Raw genomic sequence first — 16,932 nt, forward strand, 5'->3', positions numbered from 1 at the left:
ATGACTCGAGTAATTTCCGTAATTCAGTCGAAGGGTGGGACAGGAAAGACCACACTTTCGGTAATGCTCGCAGAAGCAATTCGGAAGATGGGCTATACGGTCGCAGTCGCAGACGGTGACCCCCAGCAATCTGCCACCCGATGGGCAACCAAAGTGAAGGATTTTCCATTTCCTATCGAATCTGTCCGCAGCTCAAGTGACTTCTCTGGAGTTGTCAGGAGGGGGAACAATCCGAACTTTCTTATAGTCGACACCCCTCCAGGCGGTTTAGCTTTCATAACCGAAAGCGCCGAAGCTGCCGATTTAGTCCTTCTTCCCACTGGTGTGTCCCCGATGGATATCGACCGAACACAGGTAACGCTTTCTTGGCTAATAGAAATGGGGATACCAACAGCAGTTGTTCTGTCGAATGTCGACAGAAGGGAAAAACTTCTAGATGAAGTCCATGCCGAGCTGGAGGGTGACGAGACTGCAGCGCTTGCTGAAACAGTCATCCCAACGAGGGCGGCTACACGTCGTGTTTTTGGAACAAAGCCCAGAAGCACGAAGGTGTGGGATTCTTTGGCTCGAGAAGTAGTCGCAGCATTTGAGGATTAAGGGGTAAACGATGGCAATTCCAAAGGCTAAGAATAAGGCGCGGGAAGAATCGCCTGGAAATAGGTCGGAGAGCTCGCCCTCAACAAAGATGTTCGCTCAAGCTAATGATAAAGCGACACGTCTTCAGCTGTACGTCCGTGATCGACAATTGATTAAAGAGCTCAAACTCGCTGCAGTGGAAGAAGAGAAGAGTATCTCCCAACTTTTTGAAGAGTGGGCAACACAATGGCTTGAGAAAAGAAGCTGATTACCTGGTGTATATACCTACATACACATGTACGCTCTGTTGCTTTGACTTCACTGGTTCCTAAAGCTCTGGGCCTTGTTCTTCTTCAAGATCATCAGCGGGTGTTTGCTCGTCGGTGGTGTCACTGTCGCTGGTAACGCTTTGCTGTTCGCCGCCTAGTCCGAGACTTGCTCGTGCGCCCTCATTCAGTTCGCGGGTGTCTTCGTCTTGGGTGTTGTCAGCTTCTGGGGTGGTCTCAGGTGCTGGTGGTTCTTCCTCCACCTCGTTGTAGGAGGTATCTGGCTCGTCATAGTCAGTGTTGTCTGGTTCGTAAGCAGCGGCGATGGTATCTGCCATCATCTCGCGGATTGCCTCTTGGGCAGGTTCATCTACGCCTAGGCGGCGTAGTTCGTAGGTGCGTTGTGCGGCCAGGAGGTTTACTTCGTCGGCGATGTAGCCTGCGTGGTCGGCAACATCGTTGGGGATTTCTTCTGCGCGCAAGCATGTGGCGATGTCGACGCGGTCGGCGAAGTCCGTAAAAGATATATCTTCAGGTACCGCTGGACGTCTCCGTCGTAGGTCTACTACCCCCGCGTCGCGGCGGCATCGCTACCGCGAATGAAATCTTAGCGGCGAACTTTGCCCTCCCCTTCAAAGAAGGACGGTTTTAATAGCGGGGGAATATTTAGGAGTTAACTGCATGAATGCCGTATGCACCAACAGTTATGATAAGTCCTGCTGTACGTCAGGACGTACGTCAAACATTCCAGAATGCCACATGCACTTTACCCCCGTCAATACCCACCCCCTTGCGGGTGGGTAGGGTACATGCGTAGCCTCGACGGTGTAAGCAAAAAAATGCCCTCCCAGATCAGCCTGCAAGCATCGACCGGGAGGGCGGAGGAAAGGACATATTTCTATGCCTATGACACCACCATACCTCACTCCGGTTGGTCAGTTAACAGCTGGCGTGCGCGTGCGGACCGTCCCGGATGCCCCGAGAGAGCGGGACGGCGCCCCTCAGTCGAATCGCTTTTTCCCGGGGCGCCTAGCCTGGCCCGTCGAGGTCACCATCGTAATGGAGGAACACACGCATGCCGATGGGACTGTAGAGAGGGAAGTCCGAGGTACTCGAGTAACGGTATGGGCACCAGAGCGACCAGAAATCGAAGCCGATGACACCGTCGTCTTCCAGGGGATCATGGCCGGGGCAGTCGAAGGGACCGTTTTTCTGCAGGCCACAGGTGTGGCTCGTGTAGAGGAGGTCAACGATGAGCTCCTCTAGCGGTGAAGACCCCCTCGGGCCCATGAACACGTTTGTGGAGCAGCTCCAGGAAAAGGTCATGGAAGGTGCCCCTTGGGCTATTGCGATCATCGTTATATCAATGGCCCTGTGGGTAGCAGTGCCGTGGGCGTGGTCTCTGTGGTGGTACAGAAAGAACCCCTTAGCTGGGAAAATGCAGCGACGACGGCAACAGCTAAGCGATCTTTTCGGGCTGACAATCAAGCGAGTTCGTCGTGATGGCCGCATCCGCATCTCCCCTGGTGAAACAGGCAGATGGCAACGAGAGGGGCTCGCTGAGGAACTCGGAGCTGAGCTTGGTACTCCAGTTCGCATAAAAACGCAAGGGGGATACGCCTGGGTACGAGGAGTACAGCGAATCGGAGACATCGTAGAGGGTTGCCCCTCCTACGTTCCTAAGGAAGGCAAGGTTATTATTGGGGTAAGCGTCGAGGATGGGTCTCCTGACGGATTTTCTCTGCGCGAGATATCCGGAATAGTTGTCGGTGCACGTCCAGGAGAGGGTAAAACGGTACTGCTGCAGCAGCTTCAAGATGCTCTTAAAGGGCATGCTGATGTCGTAACAATTGACGGGAAAACCACCTCTCTGGGCGAGTCTGCCGAAGTTATTAGAGCGACTCAAAAAGAGATGACGAGACGCTTTGCGTGCAATATTGATTTTTGGAAAAACTCTCAAGGATTCCCACTACGTGTCCTTGTCTTAGACGAATGCCAGCAGATCTTTGATGCGTCATCGGAAAACAAGGCCGATAAGAATGATGCTAAAGAACGGGTGCGAATAGTACGCGATCTAGTACAGCGCGGACGATCGGCAGGAGTAATCACCGTTCTCGCCACCCAGCGGATGAGCGCAGATGTGATTCCGACGGCCGTCCGTGACTTGGCGACGGTGCGCATCTGCGGTCGAGTCACCGGTGACGACTCAAGGCTGGTGATGGGCAGGCTACCCGAGCCGGGAGAGCCCAACCCGTCCCGATTGAAACCGCGGCGGATCGTCGTCGATGACGGAGATGGCGTGTGGCGCGAAGTGCACGTCTTCGAACGGCATAACGGGTGACCATTGCTTTCCTGTGCCCCGGGTGCGGAGGGAGCACACGTCGAACGCTGCAGCAAGCGAGGACGACGCGGCTGGCCACAGGCCAGGCCACCAAAGGACGAGCGCCGCGGAAGCGGAAGACGTAAGCGACCGAAAGCAATAGGGGCACAGGAAGCGAATATCACCCGCATAGGCAGTCAAAGTTAAATGCTCCACGCAGCCTGTACGTTCTCTGCGTGGCAAGGCGGCGAATGCCGCCGCGGCAGCAGGTAGGTGCCGGTTAGTGTTACCCCGGCACCTCTGTAGCGTGTATCAGCCCAGCTCAGAAAGGTTATTCAGGTGAAACAATGCGTAGCAGAAAATGTAGCAAGTCTACGCAGTCTCGGTCGTGGATGGCCACGATATCAGCAGAGAAAATGCATCGAGAGGAGATAGAAGAAGCTCTTGAGCAGTACTCCTATATAGGTCAGCTAGAAAAAGGTGAAGAGGGAAGTTACCGGCACTGGCAGCTACTCATTGATGGCAACACCTCACCGATCAGGTTTTCCACGCTTAAAAATAAATTGCCCACGGCACATCTAGAACCCCGTCGCGGTCCAATACAACAAGCCATCGACTATGTCACCAAAGAAGAAACCCGCGTCTCTGAAGAACCAAGGCTAGAGCACGGCACCATTCGGCACGGTGACGAAAGAGGAAGGCGCAAGGATGTAGACATCGTTCGCGAAGCAGTCCTTGAAAAAGGGCTTTCTGTGGACGAAATATTTCTTCAAGTTCCAGAAGCTGCGCGTATGACTTCGTTCGTTGAAAGGCTCGTTGCTGCCCGAGAGCGCGCACAGAACTCAGCACCCCGAGAAGTTGAGGTGCTGTGGTTGTATGGTCCGCCTGGCACCGGGAAAACATCACTAGCGGTGGATATAGGTGGCGATGATTTCTATCGAGTCACTGACTACTCCCACCCGTTTGATTCTTATGCAGGAGAAAAGACTCTTATTCTCGACGAATTCGATGGCTCGATGCCATTAAGCCTTGTACTAAATATCCTCGATGTGTGGCCTATGAGTCTTCCGGCTCGCTACGCGAACAAGACTGCTGCGTACACGCAAGCTGTGATGGTTTCTAATGAATCTCCGTGGGGCTACTATTTATGGGAGCCAGCATCGCGGAGACAAGCACTTGCCCGGCGGATTGACACAATCATCCATATAGATTCCTATGGCGCTCACGATGAAACTCGCTTACGAGACAAATTCTTTGTCTAACAAAATAACCTCATAAGGAGGGACTTCAGGCGGGTAGATTTAGGACATGAAACTATATTCATTCATATCCATATGAAGAACTATCCAACAATGATGTGACATTCTCCTGCAGTCCCTACAGTTCCGTGGGCATTGATTTGAATGCGTTCCAAGTCTCCGTTGTAAATACTTGCACCAGTTTGCACACTGGTAGTGGTGCTAGATAGTTCAACCACTTCCACTTCAACGAAAATGTTTTCTCAGGCCGACGATAAAGCGGCACGCCTTGAACTGTATGTCCGTGATCGGCGGCTTATCAAAGAGCTTAAACTCGCTTCAGTAGAAGAAGAGAGGAGCATCTCTCAACTCTTTGAAGAATGGGCTACACAGTGGCTTGAACAGAGAAGCCGGAAAAGAAACTGATATACACACATGCAGATATGCATATATCAGTATGTAACTTCTTCTAGTTCTACCCTGCTTATGTTCATCTGTCTCGACAGCATCATGATTTGCTTGATTGTTCTATTGAACTCGATGAGTTCATCTTCGTTACTAGCTACATCAGTGTGATTTAATAAGGGTGCAAGTATAGATGTGCTTCTTGGTTTGAGTCCGGAGCACGCACATTGCTTAAAACGAGAAAACCCCTGCATCATCGAGCGGCAACTCGAGCAGGGGTTCAAAACAAAGACGACACCGACCGTGTCGAGTAGGACTTTACCACTTCCGTATGGACAGTGCGCAAAGCGCGATGCGGTCGGTGCCAATAATCCGAAAGGAGACCTAAGGCACCATGCAGACCCCACACACTCCAGACGAACGCCGTGCCAAGATCGAAGCGGTCAAAGAACTAGCCCGCCGGCAAGAACGCGAGGCCGCACAAGAACTCCTCCAAGCCCAAGACGTCGGCTACACCTCCAAACTGTTTGTCCAAGCTTTGTTCCCATACAAGCAAGTTGAAGGAAATACCTATTCGATCGAATCGGGAAATTCTTCCGTTTCAATCGTGTCTTTCAACGGCGTTCCTTACGGGAAATACCCCCGGTTAATCATGGCCTACATCATCACCCGCGCCGTAGCTAACGCAGGACGCCTCAAAGAGGGAAAAATCGATGAAGAACAGGCTCGCCACATTCCCCTTGGACACTCTATGAGTCATTTTCTCCAGGCAATCGGCATTGAGCTGCGAGCCAATGGAGGGAAACGCGGGAACGTCACACTATTGCGAGAACAAATCAAACGACTGGCCAGTTCGGTCATCACCGTTCAAAGTGACGATGGAGTACACGCCAGAGGAACCAACACTCAAATCCTGGACGATTGGAACTTATGGTTCGACCCGCGCGACCCTAACCAAGGTAGCTTTCTTGAATCGGAATTGGTTTTAACAAACCGGTTTTTCCGGCACGTGGCTGAGGCACCTATCCCCATTGACCTCAACGTGTTGCGCCAACTCAGAAAGCCTCGCGCCATGGACCTCTACGTCTGGTGCACGCTGAAGCAATACTGGCTGGCGAAAAACAGCCGCGACGCCTACACCTTCACCTGGGACATGATCGCCGATAGCTTTTCGACAAAAAAATTGACTACTGCGGTAGAACGAAGAAACTTTCGCAATGAAATTAAAAAGGCGATTCATGACATTCTGTGCGTGTGGCCTAACGCTGGAATTACCGCCGACACCAACGGTGTCACCTTAACCAAGACAGCAACCTCAGTCCGACAGCGACCGCCTCGTCCAGAACTCGACTAAAGCGAACACAGAAGACTAGCGCCCTCCAGGCGCTTTCTTTTTACCCCAAAACAGCTTGCGCTGATCTACCATCACAAATTAAAATCCCAGCTCAGACTGCGCTGATCTACCATCACGCAAGAATCACGTGCGCTGATCTACCATCACACGTGCGCTGATCTACCATCACACGTGCGCTGATCTACCATCACACGTGCGCTGATCTACCATCATCTTTCTAGTTATCCACAGGGTTTTACCTGCGGGTTTGCCTATTTTCCCAGGTAGCTTATAACTATATCCCTGTAGATCTATATCCCTAGCCGATCAACTAACAAAACAGTTCACTACGGGTTGCGGTTTTGCTCCCGCCTCGCCTTGCGGCTCGTTGGGCTGCCGCCCAAATCAATAGATTTGGTTGCCAACAAAACACCCCACACCAACCACAGTCCTACAACCCTCCACGTAACCTTGTGTCTTGTAAACTTTCTTGGAAAAGAACCACGGGATAGGAAAGGCAGTGCCCTACAAGGGCTACTTCGATGACTCAAACTTTCGAGACAACCTCGAAGCAATCCTAGAACTGCTCTGTGGTGAGCTTTTCGTAATTGGCAAACAATAGCTCCTGGTGGCGCTCCGTAGTGAGCTTGCGAGGAGCGCCAAACGCCATATCTACTTCCCGGTCGAGTGCGTCGTGAGCTTTTAGCAGTTCGCACGCCATGGCAAGCGGGTTGTAGTGCTCAGCTAGTGAGCGTTCTGGGCAGATCGCACGGGTGTCGGAGTTATTGGAAGCTAGCAGGTTTCACTGGGAATGTCACTGGCTGATGCTGTAGCACATACACTGTCGGAAGACTGCTTAGCGGCGGACATCGGGTTTCAGCCTGTTAAAGGTATATAAATATATTGTTTTTGCCTATTGTAGAGAAAGATCTTCTTTCCAATTGTAGAATTTGGCTTAGGCTATTGTTTATCGCTGTACGACAAATAACAGCCTAGAGGATTGAAATGTATAAGAAGTAAGGAGGTGTAAGAAAAATGACCAACCCAGTCACTGTTATGGAGCCAGCTACCGTCGTGAATGGTTCTAAGTGTTCTGCTTGTGCTGCAGGTGGAGTATGCGCCATCGATGGGATCATTCCCGACTTTGAGGTCGGACTGGCAGCAGCCTTGTTCCATATGAACTAAAAAGTAACAGTGTCATAAGGGGTGGATTCGATCCCTTATGACACTGTTTTAAACTAACTAACCCTACTAAGGCAGGAATGTAACCGTGTCCACAATTCTTGTACCTGCAAGTAACTTTACTGTACTCACAAGTACTCTAGGAAATTCAGTCAGCTTTAGCAAACAAAGCTCTGATGAAGGAACCATTTGGGAAGGATTCGAAATCAATGACTCGGGGGTGGAGATCCTCCGATTTCTTCAAGAAAATAATGATCCTCGGACCTTTGCAGAGGATTTTAGAGCTAAATATGGGCTAGAAGAAGAAGCTAACTCTTGGATTATGGGTTTTATTAGTGACTTACTTCAGCGTGGAGCGCTGGAGCTTTGTGATGAAAAGACGACTGATGTAAGAGAAGATATTTCTTTCCATCGTACCATCACCATTAATGAAACTAAGAACGCAACTACTCCGCAGTCGTCCATTATTGAAATAACCAACACATGTAATGAAGCGTGTGAGCACTGCTATCTTTCTTCGGGACCTAAGCGTACCGATAGGATTGATTTTGATTCGTTTACTGCGTTATGTGATGAGATGGCGGCAGCTCACGTATATCGTGTTCAGTTGACTGGAGGGGAGGTTTTTATGCACCCTCGAGCAACAGACATGATAGCGTATGCTCTTGATCGCTTTCCTGAAGTGGCTTTATTTACAAACGCCACGATCCTTAGCGAGAAAGTCCTCGATCTCCTACGAAAGAACAAAGAGCGCCTTGTCATTTCAGTATCTCTGGATTCGGTGGACCCAGAGATACATGATCGGTTGCGGAACCATCGAAATGCCCATAAAAAGACATCACGGAATATACGCCGTATGACTGATGCTGGCCTGTTTGTTCGCATAACTTCTGTTCTATTTGATGAAAATATGTGGGAACTAGCAGAGCTTGCTCAACAGGCCTCGGATCTTGGCGCGCGTCTCTTTGTTTTCAACTTCGTAGAGGGGTTTGGGCGTGGCAAAGAAATGGCTGCCGAACAAACTGAGGGAGTAAGTAAAGAGTACAACGACTACGTTAAAAAGGTCGTGGATGAGTATCGTGATGTAATCCCTGTAATTCAAGAAGAGGTTCGGGACGAAGCCGCTTCTCGAGACAACTGTGGGGCTGGTTCCAATTCAGTTGTCATCAGCGCTAACGGGGATATCAGGCCCTGTAACTTATTCCCTGAAGAAGTTTCTTTTGGTAATGTTCTTCATCAAGACTGGGAAGAGATATTTAGTAGTCCTCTGCTACGTAAGATACATGATCTTCCCTCACCAGGGGTTGAAAATGGTTGCAGTCCCAAGTGCCCTAATAGAATCTATTGTCAAGGTTGCATTTTGCACGGGATTACCCAAAATGCATGGGAGAATCATCCTCATTACTGTAGTTGGGTAAAGACTAACAATGCTGAGTCCATTGTTGAAATGTTCGTTGGAAAACAATGAACGGCGACCATACCCAACCCATCTTTACCAGTTTCTTTCCCAGGACATTCGAATCAGAAGAACCTGTGGCGGAACTTTTTGGATTGATGGCGGGGGTGAGGAAGGCCAATTCTTCATATCGGGAGTGGAACCGCTTAGATGAAAAACTAATTTACAGATCGTTGACTGGTTTCTTTCCTTATCGAGTCGTGGATGTTTCTATGTCTCGATCCTCGAAACCGCAATCTCCAATCGTTTCAGCAGATCCAGCTGAGATTACCATTGGAGATGTTCACATTCTTACTGCTCTCTGTAATATGCGTTTGCAAGGACCTAGCGCTGTTCCTTATACCCAAACAGCACAGTGCGGTGTTTCAGTAGTTTTCCTCCCAGCGCCTCCCACCAGTGTGGAGCACTTATTGAAGTGGAAACTCCTTACTTTAATGATGCAGCCAATGAACCGACGTGGTCCATTGCGCTTTCTAATGGAGACTGCGAATCTTTACGACGTATCAGTGGGCTATGCGCAACTATTTCATGCCGTTGTTATTAATATGGTGAATTCTTCGTCTGAATATCTTCTTTTTAACTTCTTTGAAATTTTTGATAAGTGGGAGCCGGAAGATTCCGATCTCAAAGGTGCTAAGGAAAGACTGGCTTTAGAGTTAAACTGCGCTTTCGGTTTTCGGTTGTTAAATTCCCTGCTTCCCTATGTGGCAATCGACTCACACATTGGTAAAGAAGAAATACTAGAGAAGGTAGAAAAAATAACTCTCGCCTCTATCAAAAATGAGTTAGCTTCTGCTTTTAGAGTGGTGATCCCGCGTGGATAATCTTTGGTATCGGCGTGAGACTTATTCTTTTTCGTGGCCTTTCCCTACCTTTGCTGCATCTTTACAATTAAGCCTCTCGCCGCCTACATTCCCTCCGGGTAACAATGATGGGTATGCGCATTTCATTGAGCACCTTTTGCTATCTGAAAATTCAGATCAGCTTCAGCGTATCTATGATTCTGGAGGTACTTACAATGGGTTTTCTACAGTTGACCGAATTGAATTTTTATTTACGGGGCCATGCCCTTTAGCGTGGGATCTCCATTGCTTTTTTAATGCCCCTTTCCATCAATCTAATTGGCTGAAGGAACGCTCGGTTCTTCTTGCGGAAATAGATCGATATAAAGATGAGCGACCAGCGGCTATGTTAGGTACCCTCAAATCTCTTAACTTGGCCTCTCCTCTTCAGCTTAAGAGTATTCTTGGCTGTCCGGAAACTAGTCTTAAGATTATTGAATGGTCGCCTACAGGTGAGACGTATATTGATTATGGGCAACTTTTAGCTCTTGATAATTTCTCGGTAACTAAGCTGCTATACCCGAAAGGAAATCTGCCACCATCGTCCCTTTTGCTAAAGGACGAGAAATTTTACGGGAGGGTTTTTTCCGATCTGGAAGACTATCTGACAGATCCGATGCATTTTATCAGTGCGACTCGATTCTATTTGAATGCTATAAATCATTGAGGAAAATGAAAAATCGTAAACTCTTGTTTTTTGTACTTATTGGAATCTCCTCTTTGTTTTCAGTTGTTGGAATTCGAATCAGATTTGAACCGAATGTTGAGGCAACGGCACTAGGGGTGCTATTCGCTTCTATATTATTAATCTCTTGCACAGTGGTGGACGGGGTAGCCTTTGCTAGTATTTGGTGGCTTTTTGACCAAGCTCGATGTGCCGATCCAAATCGAATAGCTAACGGCTTGACGGTAAGCATCCCTATTGCGTTGGGGTACACCTCGCTAGTGTTTGTTATTTTTCGAGGAACGTTTTTCTCCACGGTAAGCGTCTCTCTGCCAAAAAGATTATTTTCATTTATAATTTTTATTGGAGTGGTTTCACTCTTCCTAGTAAGGGTTAGACCAAATAAATCTAGAGTAAAGAGTGTTCGCTATTGGGGCATGCTCGGGGCAGTCTTTGTTTCGGGATTTTATTTAGGGGTATCACTCAGTCCGGCGGATGCCATCATATTGATACCGTTAGGTGTTACAACATGGCTTTTAGGGGTGCTGAACTTAAGTGGAAGACGGATGGCGATTGCGATTTCATTTGCGTCTTTTCTTATTCTGCTGGGCTACTTAGGGGCGTGGTTTGCCTCCGGTTTTGTCTCTGCGAAAGCGGCCAAGGTTCTTCTCGGTGTAGTAGGTGTGTTACTGGCAATGGGATTTGTTATTAAAAATGCGATTGACCGAGTGGAAGAATCAATCCCCATTAAAGAGGGCAGAAACTGAGAAATGTAAAAGAAAGCATTATATAATAAAGGTTATAGTTATCTTCAGCTAGGTAAGGATCTGTAATGTCGAATTTGACGCGTAATGATCGTAATCCACTGGTCGCTTTTCTTCTTGCACTCATCACCTTTGCGATCACCATCGCCCTTTATGTAAAGAATGGATTTGGTATCGACTCGATAGCTTTTGGTGTTGCTACAATTATTCTGCTTTTTGCTGCGTTCGGTCGAATGAACAAGAAAGACCGCTAATGACTGATTTGGAACGTCCTATTTTAGACGTGACCGAATTTCGAGCTTGGTATGATGCCGAGAACCCGATAATGAGCGGTAACCATTTTGTCGTCCCCCCAGGAAACGTAGTTGGCCTGTTGGGGGGTAACGGGGCAGGAAAAACGACTTTCATTCGTGGTTTGACAGGACTTCTCTCGGGGTGGTCGTCAAAAAGTTTCCTAGTCCAAGGGAGGGAAAGCTTTCCTAAAGAAAAAGATTTCAAATCTACTCGATATGCGGTGTACTCAGAAGATAGAAGTTTCCCCCTTTGGACATTCAAGGACTTATTAGGCTATCTTCATTCTGTTTATGGGCAAAAGATTAATGATAGTAAAATTAATTCTCTCATAGAGGGGTTTTCTTTTTCTCCACATGTAGAGACTAGGCTCTCTGATTTGTCTAGCGGGAATAATAAAAAAGCGCGTTTGATATGTGCTTTTTCGCTCGATCTATCCTTGCTCATTCTTGATGAGCCTGTTGATTTTCTCGACTTTACGGGAACTGAGTTCCTTTATGAGACAATTGCTTCCTATTCCCACCAGGGGAAATCAGTGTTTATGAGCTCACACATTGCAGAGTCATTTGTTCGGTGTTGTGACATAATGTATTTACTGCAGGACGGCGAGTTGTCAGGTCCGTTTCAAGTTCCTGATCATGCAGCAGATGTGGTTCACCTTTTAAAGTGAGAATTCGGTTATGTTGCGTGATTTACAATTGGCTTGCCGAGCAATCGTTGCTCAATTTATTCGACCTAGTGTGTTTGTAACTGGAATAGTACTAAGCATAGTAGTCGTATTTATCGCCAAACTTGTTCCTCCAGTTGATTTTCACTTTTTAGGTTTAAGTTCTGGCGTGGCCGCAGTATTGTTTTGTCGCACCTTGTTTCAAGGTTGGTTGCGAGATCCACGACTTCGGGAGATGTTGGTTTTTCCGTTTTCAGAACGGTCTCTTGCTCTTGCTTCGGTTTTTATCGGTGCTGGAGTTTATTTAATCGAAGGGCTAATTCCATTAGGAGTTTTCTTTTCTCAAGCTGGTTATGGATCGGCTCAAAACTATTTTTTCCTTTTGCTTTTTTCTTTATTTCTGTCACTAACAGTACTGGCTATCTCTACGATTAATTTTCGTTACAGCGTGCCGACTGCTTACCTTCTTGGTTTTGCTTTGGCAATGGTTGCAGGATATGTTTCCTTGACTGCAGCATTGTCTTTGTCTTTCGTACTTCTTCTGGTTGCCGCATCTCTTGGGTTACATTTACCAGTGAGTCGGAGACCCAGTCGTGCAAGGACAATTACATTTTTCCGTGATAACTACTTCGCAACTAATGCTTTTAATGATTCACGGGTCTGGAGTAGTTTCGTATTAATTTCTATCTTTACAGGATATTTGAGCTGGAGCTTAGCTAAAGAAGGGATTTCCCCCCTCATTTTCCTTACTTTAGCGGTTGTCAACACTGCGCAGACAACAGTTCTTAGCCGCAATCCAGAAACTCGTGCACACATTTATATGCTAGGTGATGTTCCTCGGAGCGCAGTGAGATTAGCAGGGGTCAATCTAGTTCTTTTCCTCTTTGGAGCGTTAGTTCCGGTAGGTATTGGTTTCTTCTTTAAAACTATTGGGTGGGGGCAAGTCGTCTTAGGTCTATTTTCGTGCTTTGTAGGTGCTGTAGGTTCTAGCTGGTTGGAGTTTAGGTTTCCTCTCCATGGGATTAAATCGGATCGAGATGCGTTGCGCCACCCACGCAAGTATTTAATGCCTTTAGTAATAGTCTGCATAATCTTGCCCTTTATTCTTCTAAAAGAGGTGTAGCTTTATTCTGTAAACGTGAAGTGCCCCGAGTTTTGTTTCTAGGCTTTGCCTTGTTTTCTATGATTTCCTGTGGTGGTGTCTTCGAGGATGAATGCACCGCGGTGTGCTTAAAATTCTTCGCCTTCCTGCGCTAAAATAGGAGCGTATTATGGCTAGTGGTTATTAACCGCCTATTCCAAAGGAGTGATTATGGGCGATTTGGAAAACAAGAAGGACGGACTCGTCGGCAAGGCAAAGGAAGCCTACGGTGAAGCTACCGACAATCAGGACGTAGCTAACGAAGGCAAGGCCGACCAAGTTACCTCCGAGGCTAAGGACAAGCTGTCTGATGCTGCCGAGGGCATTAAGGATAAGGCCAACAAGGTTATCGGCGGTCTGAAGGACGACTAACCCTCGTCTCCGTCTCTGTACATCGCTGCGCTGGCGCTCTGCTGACGTAGCGAATTTTTTAATCAAGACTACGTTCGCGTCACGGAACGCGGTGGCGTGCCCGCGTAGCAGAAAGTTATCGCCTCGAAAGCGATTGTTGGCTAGGGCTCAACCATAGTGTCATAACGACATCGCCAATTCTGGCTTTCTCAGAAGTTGCGTCAGGATCTTTTTGGCCGAAAGTATCCAAAGTAAAAATCCGCGCAGGTACATCCAGAGACGCGCATTGCCATGTCGTTTTGTCTCTTGCTTTCTCCTTCTTTAGGGGAAACCAGCAGGTGAATCCACATAACGGTGGACATATGCCTAAGCATACGTCCTGCCATATGGCGGGACTCGCGGGCGCACAGAGGTGGGCGCACGACCACGCAGATTTCTGCCCGCAGTAGAGAAAAAGTGGCTACGGCCTCGGTGCGGGAGTATTGCGAAACCTTCGCGCGCGCATTAGCCTAAAAAGTGACAGCACAGTTCATCCCTGAATTGCGGCTGCACAATAAAAGGGCCCCAACGAGTGCCAGCTCGTTGAGACCCTCGGGCCTTAAAGACCCACGTGAAGCATCACCGCAATGAGCCTCACGGTAGCGGTCACAACGTTGAGGACTCCGCTCACCAGGTTAAGGATTGCAGCTCCTTTGGTGGCGGGGTCTCTTCTCTTGTGACCGGGTGTATCCAATGAGTGTTTACCCATTGTCTACCTCCCTTTGCGTCGTAGGGTTGTCCGCTCGCCTGAAAAAGGGCGCGCGGGACGACCCACGTCACGCGCGGGCCTTACCGCGCACCGACGAGGAAGTCACGCCCGCACCCCACCACCTACGGTGGGGTGCGATTGTGAACCAGAAATAACGTTAGCAGGTTGCGTTGAGTGGAACGTGTGGTGTAAGTTTGCCGCGTCTCTTGTAAAGGTCTCCTACGAGGGAAACGCACACAGGGCTATTCGTAGCCGTGCTCAAGTCCGTCAATTGCTTCGCCCAACACCCTAGCTAGACGCGCGAAAGAGCAGGTAGTGATTACGCATCACTGGACATATGTCTCGCCATATGGCGGGGTTCGTGGGTGCGCAGATTTACCGATACGGCTGCGCTGCTTTAGGCGCTTTTCAGCGCCCGATACACTGTAGGGCGAGTGACCCCAAACTCTCGCGCTAGTGCTGCTTTCGACTCCCCTGCCATCACGCGCCGCTTAATCGCTGCTACTTGCTCTGGGCTGAGGGCTGGTTTGCGGCCTTTGTACTTGCCGGCCTTTTTTGCCAGTGCAATACCTTCCGCCTGGCGCTCGCGGATAATGGCCCGCTCAAACTCCGCAAAGCTGCCGAGGATACCCAGCATAAGATCCGCTCGCGGATCGGTGGTATCTTTTGTAAAAGTGAGGTTCTCATGCAGGAAAGTGACGGTCACGCCCTTGTCGGTGAGCTCGTCGACAATACCGCGCAGATCGGTTAGTGAGCGGGCGAGGCGATCAATTGATGAGACGACGAGTTCGTCACCGTCGCGCACATAGGCCATACACTCCCTAAGCCCAGGGCGCTCTGTCTTAGTGCGCCCGGAAATCTTATCCTCAAAGAACCGGTCAATACTTCCAGACGTATTGAGTAGTTCTTTCTGACGCTGATTATTCTGCTCCACCGTCGAGACACGGGTGTACCCCACCCGCTGTCCACGCGAACCAGAATCACTAGCCGCTGACACCACAATCATCACTTTCTGTATAGATAAGGCCTTAATCCCACTATACAGGCGTAAAATAATGCTCGAATCTACCTTATTTTACATGTAACTTCCCGGCATGAGCGCACGTAACAATAGGGTGTACGTATATTTACATTTATCATAGCCGGACGAAACCCTATTCCTTACGGGTAGTGTAAAGTTATGCACTCAAGTGAGCCTTCCATAGGTAAATATCACTACCCTGAATACTCAGAGTTTAATCAACGTCGAATTGAAGCCAATAACGCGATAGCCGGACTTCTGGCAGGATCACGGCTCGCAACAAATGCCCTCCAGCTTTCCCGAGGGTCACAGGTTCCCTTATCTGAAATGTTTCCAGCAGTAACGCATGTCGAGCGGTTTAATCTTGTCGTAGAGGATGCACGAAACATCCTTTTAGATGCAGAAAGGCATCTAGCTAATCTAGCGATTCCTTATGCACAATCTCTACAAGAAGATCATCTCAAAAGAACCATTAAGGTTCTACAGGATCACGGACTGGACCTTTCTTATCCTGAAGACGCGCCAACTAACAGGCTCAACGCCTCCAACGTCCATGAGATTTTTTTCCACACCTGTGATGTGCACGTAGGGAGGGCTACCAGCGATGTAGACTCACGATCTTCAATGCTAGAAATTTTCCATCTTCTCAGGAAAATAAGAAACGCAAACACCCACAGTGGCGGACGAGTCAACTCATCAATCCAAAATAATATGGATTCACTCAGTGAGGACGCCCTTTCTCATTGGAAAAAAATAAACCAAGGGAAAACCCCTCAGGATATCCAAGGGAATGACGGAAAAATCTCCCTCACTGCGGAACATATATTCACTGAATTTAGCGTCATTAAACAGTTAGGAAGATTAGTTCAAAGATCCTTTATTGAAGTCATGCCCGAAGAGTACTTCGCAAGAGTATCTATAGAACACTTTGTTCGCTCCACGAGCAAACAAAAGAACAGCGACGGATGGAAGAGAAGCCTCGAGCGGCTAACGGAAACACTTTTCCCCAAAGGATTAAGTCAACTGGAAACAGTTGCTCGCGAAGAAGGCCACTGGACTAGAGCCCAGTGGTAGATATGAAAAAAGGGCGCTTTACCGTTAAGCTACACCCCGTAAGGGGGCTGGGAATCGAACCCAGATCTCCTTTTTCCGTGAAAGCTCCCGGACATGAACCGGCTGGAGTCTCTATCTCTAGCTTCCTTTAATCTCCACAATACCTTAAACAAGCGAACAGTTCAATTCACCACCCCGCGAATAACCCAGATGAACTTCTAAACTTAGCCACCAGTCTCAAAGAGCAGCTGGAAGGTACTCAATAAAAGGAAACTCCCCAGTGCTTCTCGTCGTTGGAAGCACTGGGGAGAAGCCACCTGCGGGGGGTGCGGGAGTCGTGGCTTTTTGTTTTCCTTCCGTCCGACTATGCGCCGGGGGAAGCGCGCTGCGGACACCCAAAACCATACCGCCTTCACGCGCGCCCGCAACCGGAGTATCCCTCGGGGAGGGGATAACTTTAAATTTCGAGATGCGTATATGTGTATATCAATACATGAGTATAAAGTGATTCTTAGTTCAGTTCCCCGCTTGACGAATCCCATACGTATAGCATTATATACACACATGCGCATGTCACTACCCAGGTAGATCCTCCCTGAATCTATTCTTTTTGT

19 protein-coding genes are annotated in these 16,932 nt (G+C 48.5%); 16 read left to right on the top strand and 3 right to left on the bottom strand.

The features are described 5' to 3' along the window. On the top strand, positions 1 to 597 hold the full coding sequence (locus ACP8J1_RS11705) for a ParA family protein (RefSeq protein WP_486697414.1): 597 nt from the start codon (positions 1 to 3) through the stop codon (positions 595 to 597). 10 nt (positions 598 to 607) lie between these two features. Then, positions 608 to 844, top strand: a complete 237-nt coding sequence (locus ACP8J1_RS11710; RefSeq protein WP_302517852.1) for a peptide transporter — start codon at positions 608 to 610, stop codon at positions 842 to 844. A 60-nt stretch (positions 845 to 904) separates the two neighbouring features. Here the strand turns inward: ACP8J1_RS11710 and ACP8J1_RS11715 are convergent, their stop codons facing one another. Further along, positions 905 to 1,324: a hypothetical protein gene (locus ACP8J1_RS11715; protein ID WP_302517851.1), complete on the bottom strand. Its 420-nt coding sequence runs from the start codon at positions 1,322 to 1,324 to the stop codon at positions 905 to 907. 418 nt (positions 1,325 to 1,742) lie between these two features. On the opposite strand from ACP8J1_RS11715, the gene ACP8J1_RS11720 reads away from it, so the two are divergent. From ACP8J1_RS11720 to ACP8J1_RS11735, 4 genes are all read left to right on the top strand, one after another. Continuing rightward, positions 1,743 to 2,108 carry a hypothetical protein gene (locus ACP8J1_RS11720; RefSeq protein ID WP_302517849.1) on the top strand — a complete coding sequence of 122 codons (366 nt, stop codon included), beginning with the start codon at positions 1,743 to 1,745 and terminating at the stop codon, positions 2,106 to 2,108. After that, complete coding sequence (locus ACP8J1_RS11725; protein ID WP_302517848.1) at positions 2,095 to 3,183, top strand: AAA family ATPase; 1,089 nt, start codon at positions 2,095 to 2,097, stop codon at positions 3,181 to 3,183. The genes ACP8J1_RS11720 and ACP8J1_RS11725 overlap by 14 nt, the downstream gene beginning before the upstream one ends. A 395-nt stretch (positions 3,184 to 3,578) precedes the next feature. Continuing rightward, positions 3,579 to 4,424: a hypothetical protein gene (locus tag ACP8J1_RS11730; protein ID WP_302517846.1), complete on the top strand. Its 846-nt coding sequence runs from the start codon at positions 3,579 to 3,581 to the stop codon at positions 4,422 to 4,424. Between the two features lie 775 nt (positions 4,425 to 5,199). After that, the gene (locus tag ACP8J1_RS11735; RefSeq protein WP_302517844.1) at positions 5,200 to 6,159 is read left to right on the top strand and encodes a replication protein RepA; all 960 of its coding nucleotides are present in this window, start codon (positions 5,200 to 5,202) and stop codon (positions 6,157 to 6,159) included. A gap of 556 nt (positions 6,160 to 6,715) precedes the next feature. Here ACP8J1_RS11735 and ACP8J1_RS11740 read toward each other — a convergent pair. Further along, a complete protein-coding gene (locus ACP8J1_RS11740) occupies positions 6,716 to 6,937 on the bottom strand; it encodes a type IIL restriction-modification enzyme MmeI (protein WP_486697421.1) in 222 nt (73 codons plus the stop codon). A 236-nt stretch (positions 6,938 to 7,173) separates the two neighbouring features. On the opposite strand from ACP8J1_RS11740, the gene ACP8J1_RS11745 reads away from it, so the two are divergent. From ACP8J1_RS11745 to ACP8J1_RS11785, 9 genes are all read left to right on the top strand, one after another. Beyond that, complete coding sequence (locus tag ACP8J1_RS11745; RefSeq protein WP_302517869.1) at positions 7,174 to 7,323, top strand: subtilosin A family bacteriocin; 150 nt, start codon at positions 7,174 to 7,176, stop codon at positions 7,321 to 7,323. Between the two features lie 85 nt (positions 7,324 to 7,408). Continuing rightward, positions 7,409 to 8,788 carry a radical SAM/SPASM domain-containing protein gene (locus ACP8J1_RS11750; protein WP_302517867.1) on the top strand — a complete coding sequence of 460 codons (1,380 nt, stop codon included), beginning with the start codon at positions 7,409 to 7,411 and terminating at the stop codon, positions 8,786 to 8,788. After that, positions 8,785 to 9,600 carry a hypothetical protein gene (locus tag ACP8J1_RS11755; protein ID WP_302517865.1) on the top strand — a complete coding sequence of 272 codons (816 nt, stop codon included), beginning with the start codon at positions 8,785 to 8,787 and terminating at the stop codon, positions 9,598 to 9,600. The genes ACP8J1_RS11750 and ACP8J1_RS11755 overlap by 4 nt, the downstream gene beginning before the upstream one ends. After that, positions 9,593 to 10,285, top strand: a complete 693-nt coding sequence (locus ACP8J1_RS11760; RefSeq protein WP_302517864.1) for a hypothetical protein — start codon at positions 9,593 to 9,595, stop codon at positions 10,283 to 10,285. Before ACP8J1_RS11755 ends, ACP8J1_RS11760 begins: the two co-directional genes overlap by 8 nt. 5 nt (positions 10,286 to 10,290) lie before the next feature. Beyond that, positions 10,291 to 11,049, top strand: a complete 759-nt coding sequence (locus ACP8J1_RS11765; protein ID WP_302517863.1) for a hypothetical protein — start codon at positions 10,291 to 10,293, stop codon at positions 11,047 to 11,049. Positions 11,050 to 11,114: 65 nt separating this feature from the next. Beyond that, the gene (locus ACP8J1_RS11770) at positions 11,115 to 11,300 is read left to right on the top strand and encodes a hypothetical protein (RefSeq protein WP_302517861.1); all 186 of its coding nucleotides are present in this window, start codon (positions 11,115 to 11,117) and stop codon (positions 11,298 to 11,300) included. Continuing rightward, entirely contained in the window at positions 11,300 to 12,007 is a 708-nt protein-coding gene (locus ACP8J1_RS11775) for an ATP-binding cassette domain-containing protein (RefSeq protein ID WP_302517860.1), read from the top strand. The genes ACP8J1_RS11770 and ACP8J1_RS11775 overlap by 1 nt, the downstream gene beginning before the upstream one ends. Positions 12,008 to 12,017: 10 nt before the next feature. Then, positions 12,018 to 13,127 (top strand): hypothetical protein, encoded by a 1,110-nt coding sequence (locus ACP8J1_RS11780; protein ID WP_302517858.1) that lies wholly within the window; start codon positions 12,018 to 12,020, stop codon positions 13,125 to 13,127. A 189-nt stretch (positions 13,128 to 13,316) separates the two neighbouring features. Continuing rightward, positions 13,317 to 13,517 carry a CsbD family protein gene (locus tag ACP8J1_RS11785; protein ID WP_302517857.1) on the top strand — a complete coding sequence of 67 codons (201 nt, stop codon included), beginning with the start codon at positions 13,317 to 13,319 and terminating at the stop codon, positions 13,515 to 13,517. 1,124 nt (positions 13,518 to 14,641) lie between these two features. Here the strand turns inward: ACP8J1_RS11785 and ACP8J1_RS11790 are convergent. Further along, positions 14,642 to 15,250 (bottom strand): recombinase family protein, encoded by a 609-nt coding sequence (locus ACP8J1_RS11790; RefSeq protein WP_302517855.1) that lies wholly within the window; start codon positions 15,248 to 15,250, stop codon positions 14,642 to 14,644. A gap of 174 nt (positions 15,251 to 15,424) precedes the next feature. On the opposite strand from ACP8J1_RS11790, the gene ACP8J1_RS11795 reads away from it, so the two are divergent. Next, positions 15,425 to 16,339: a hypothetical protein gene (locus ACP8J1_RS11795; RefSeq protein WP_302517854.1), complete on the top strand. Its 915-nt coding sequence runs from the start codon at positions 15,425 to 15,427 to the stop codon at positions 16,337 to 16,339. The last annotated feature ends 593 nt before the right edge of the window (positions 16,340 to 16,932 follow it).

The organism is Corynebacterium sp. LaCa_205, from assembly GCF_057458085.1.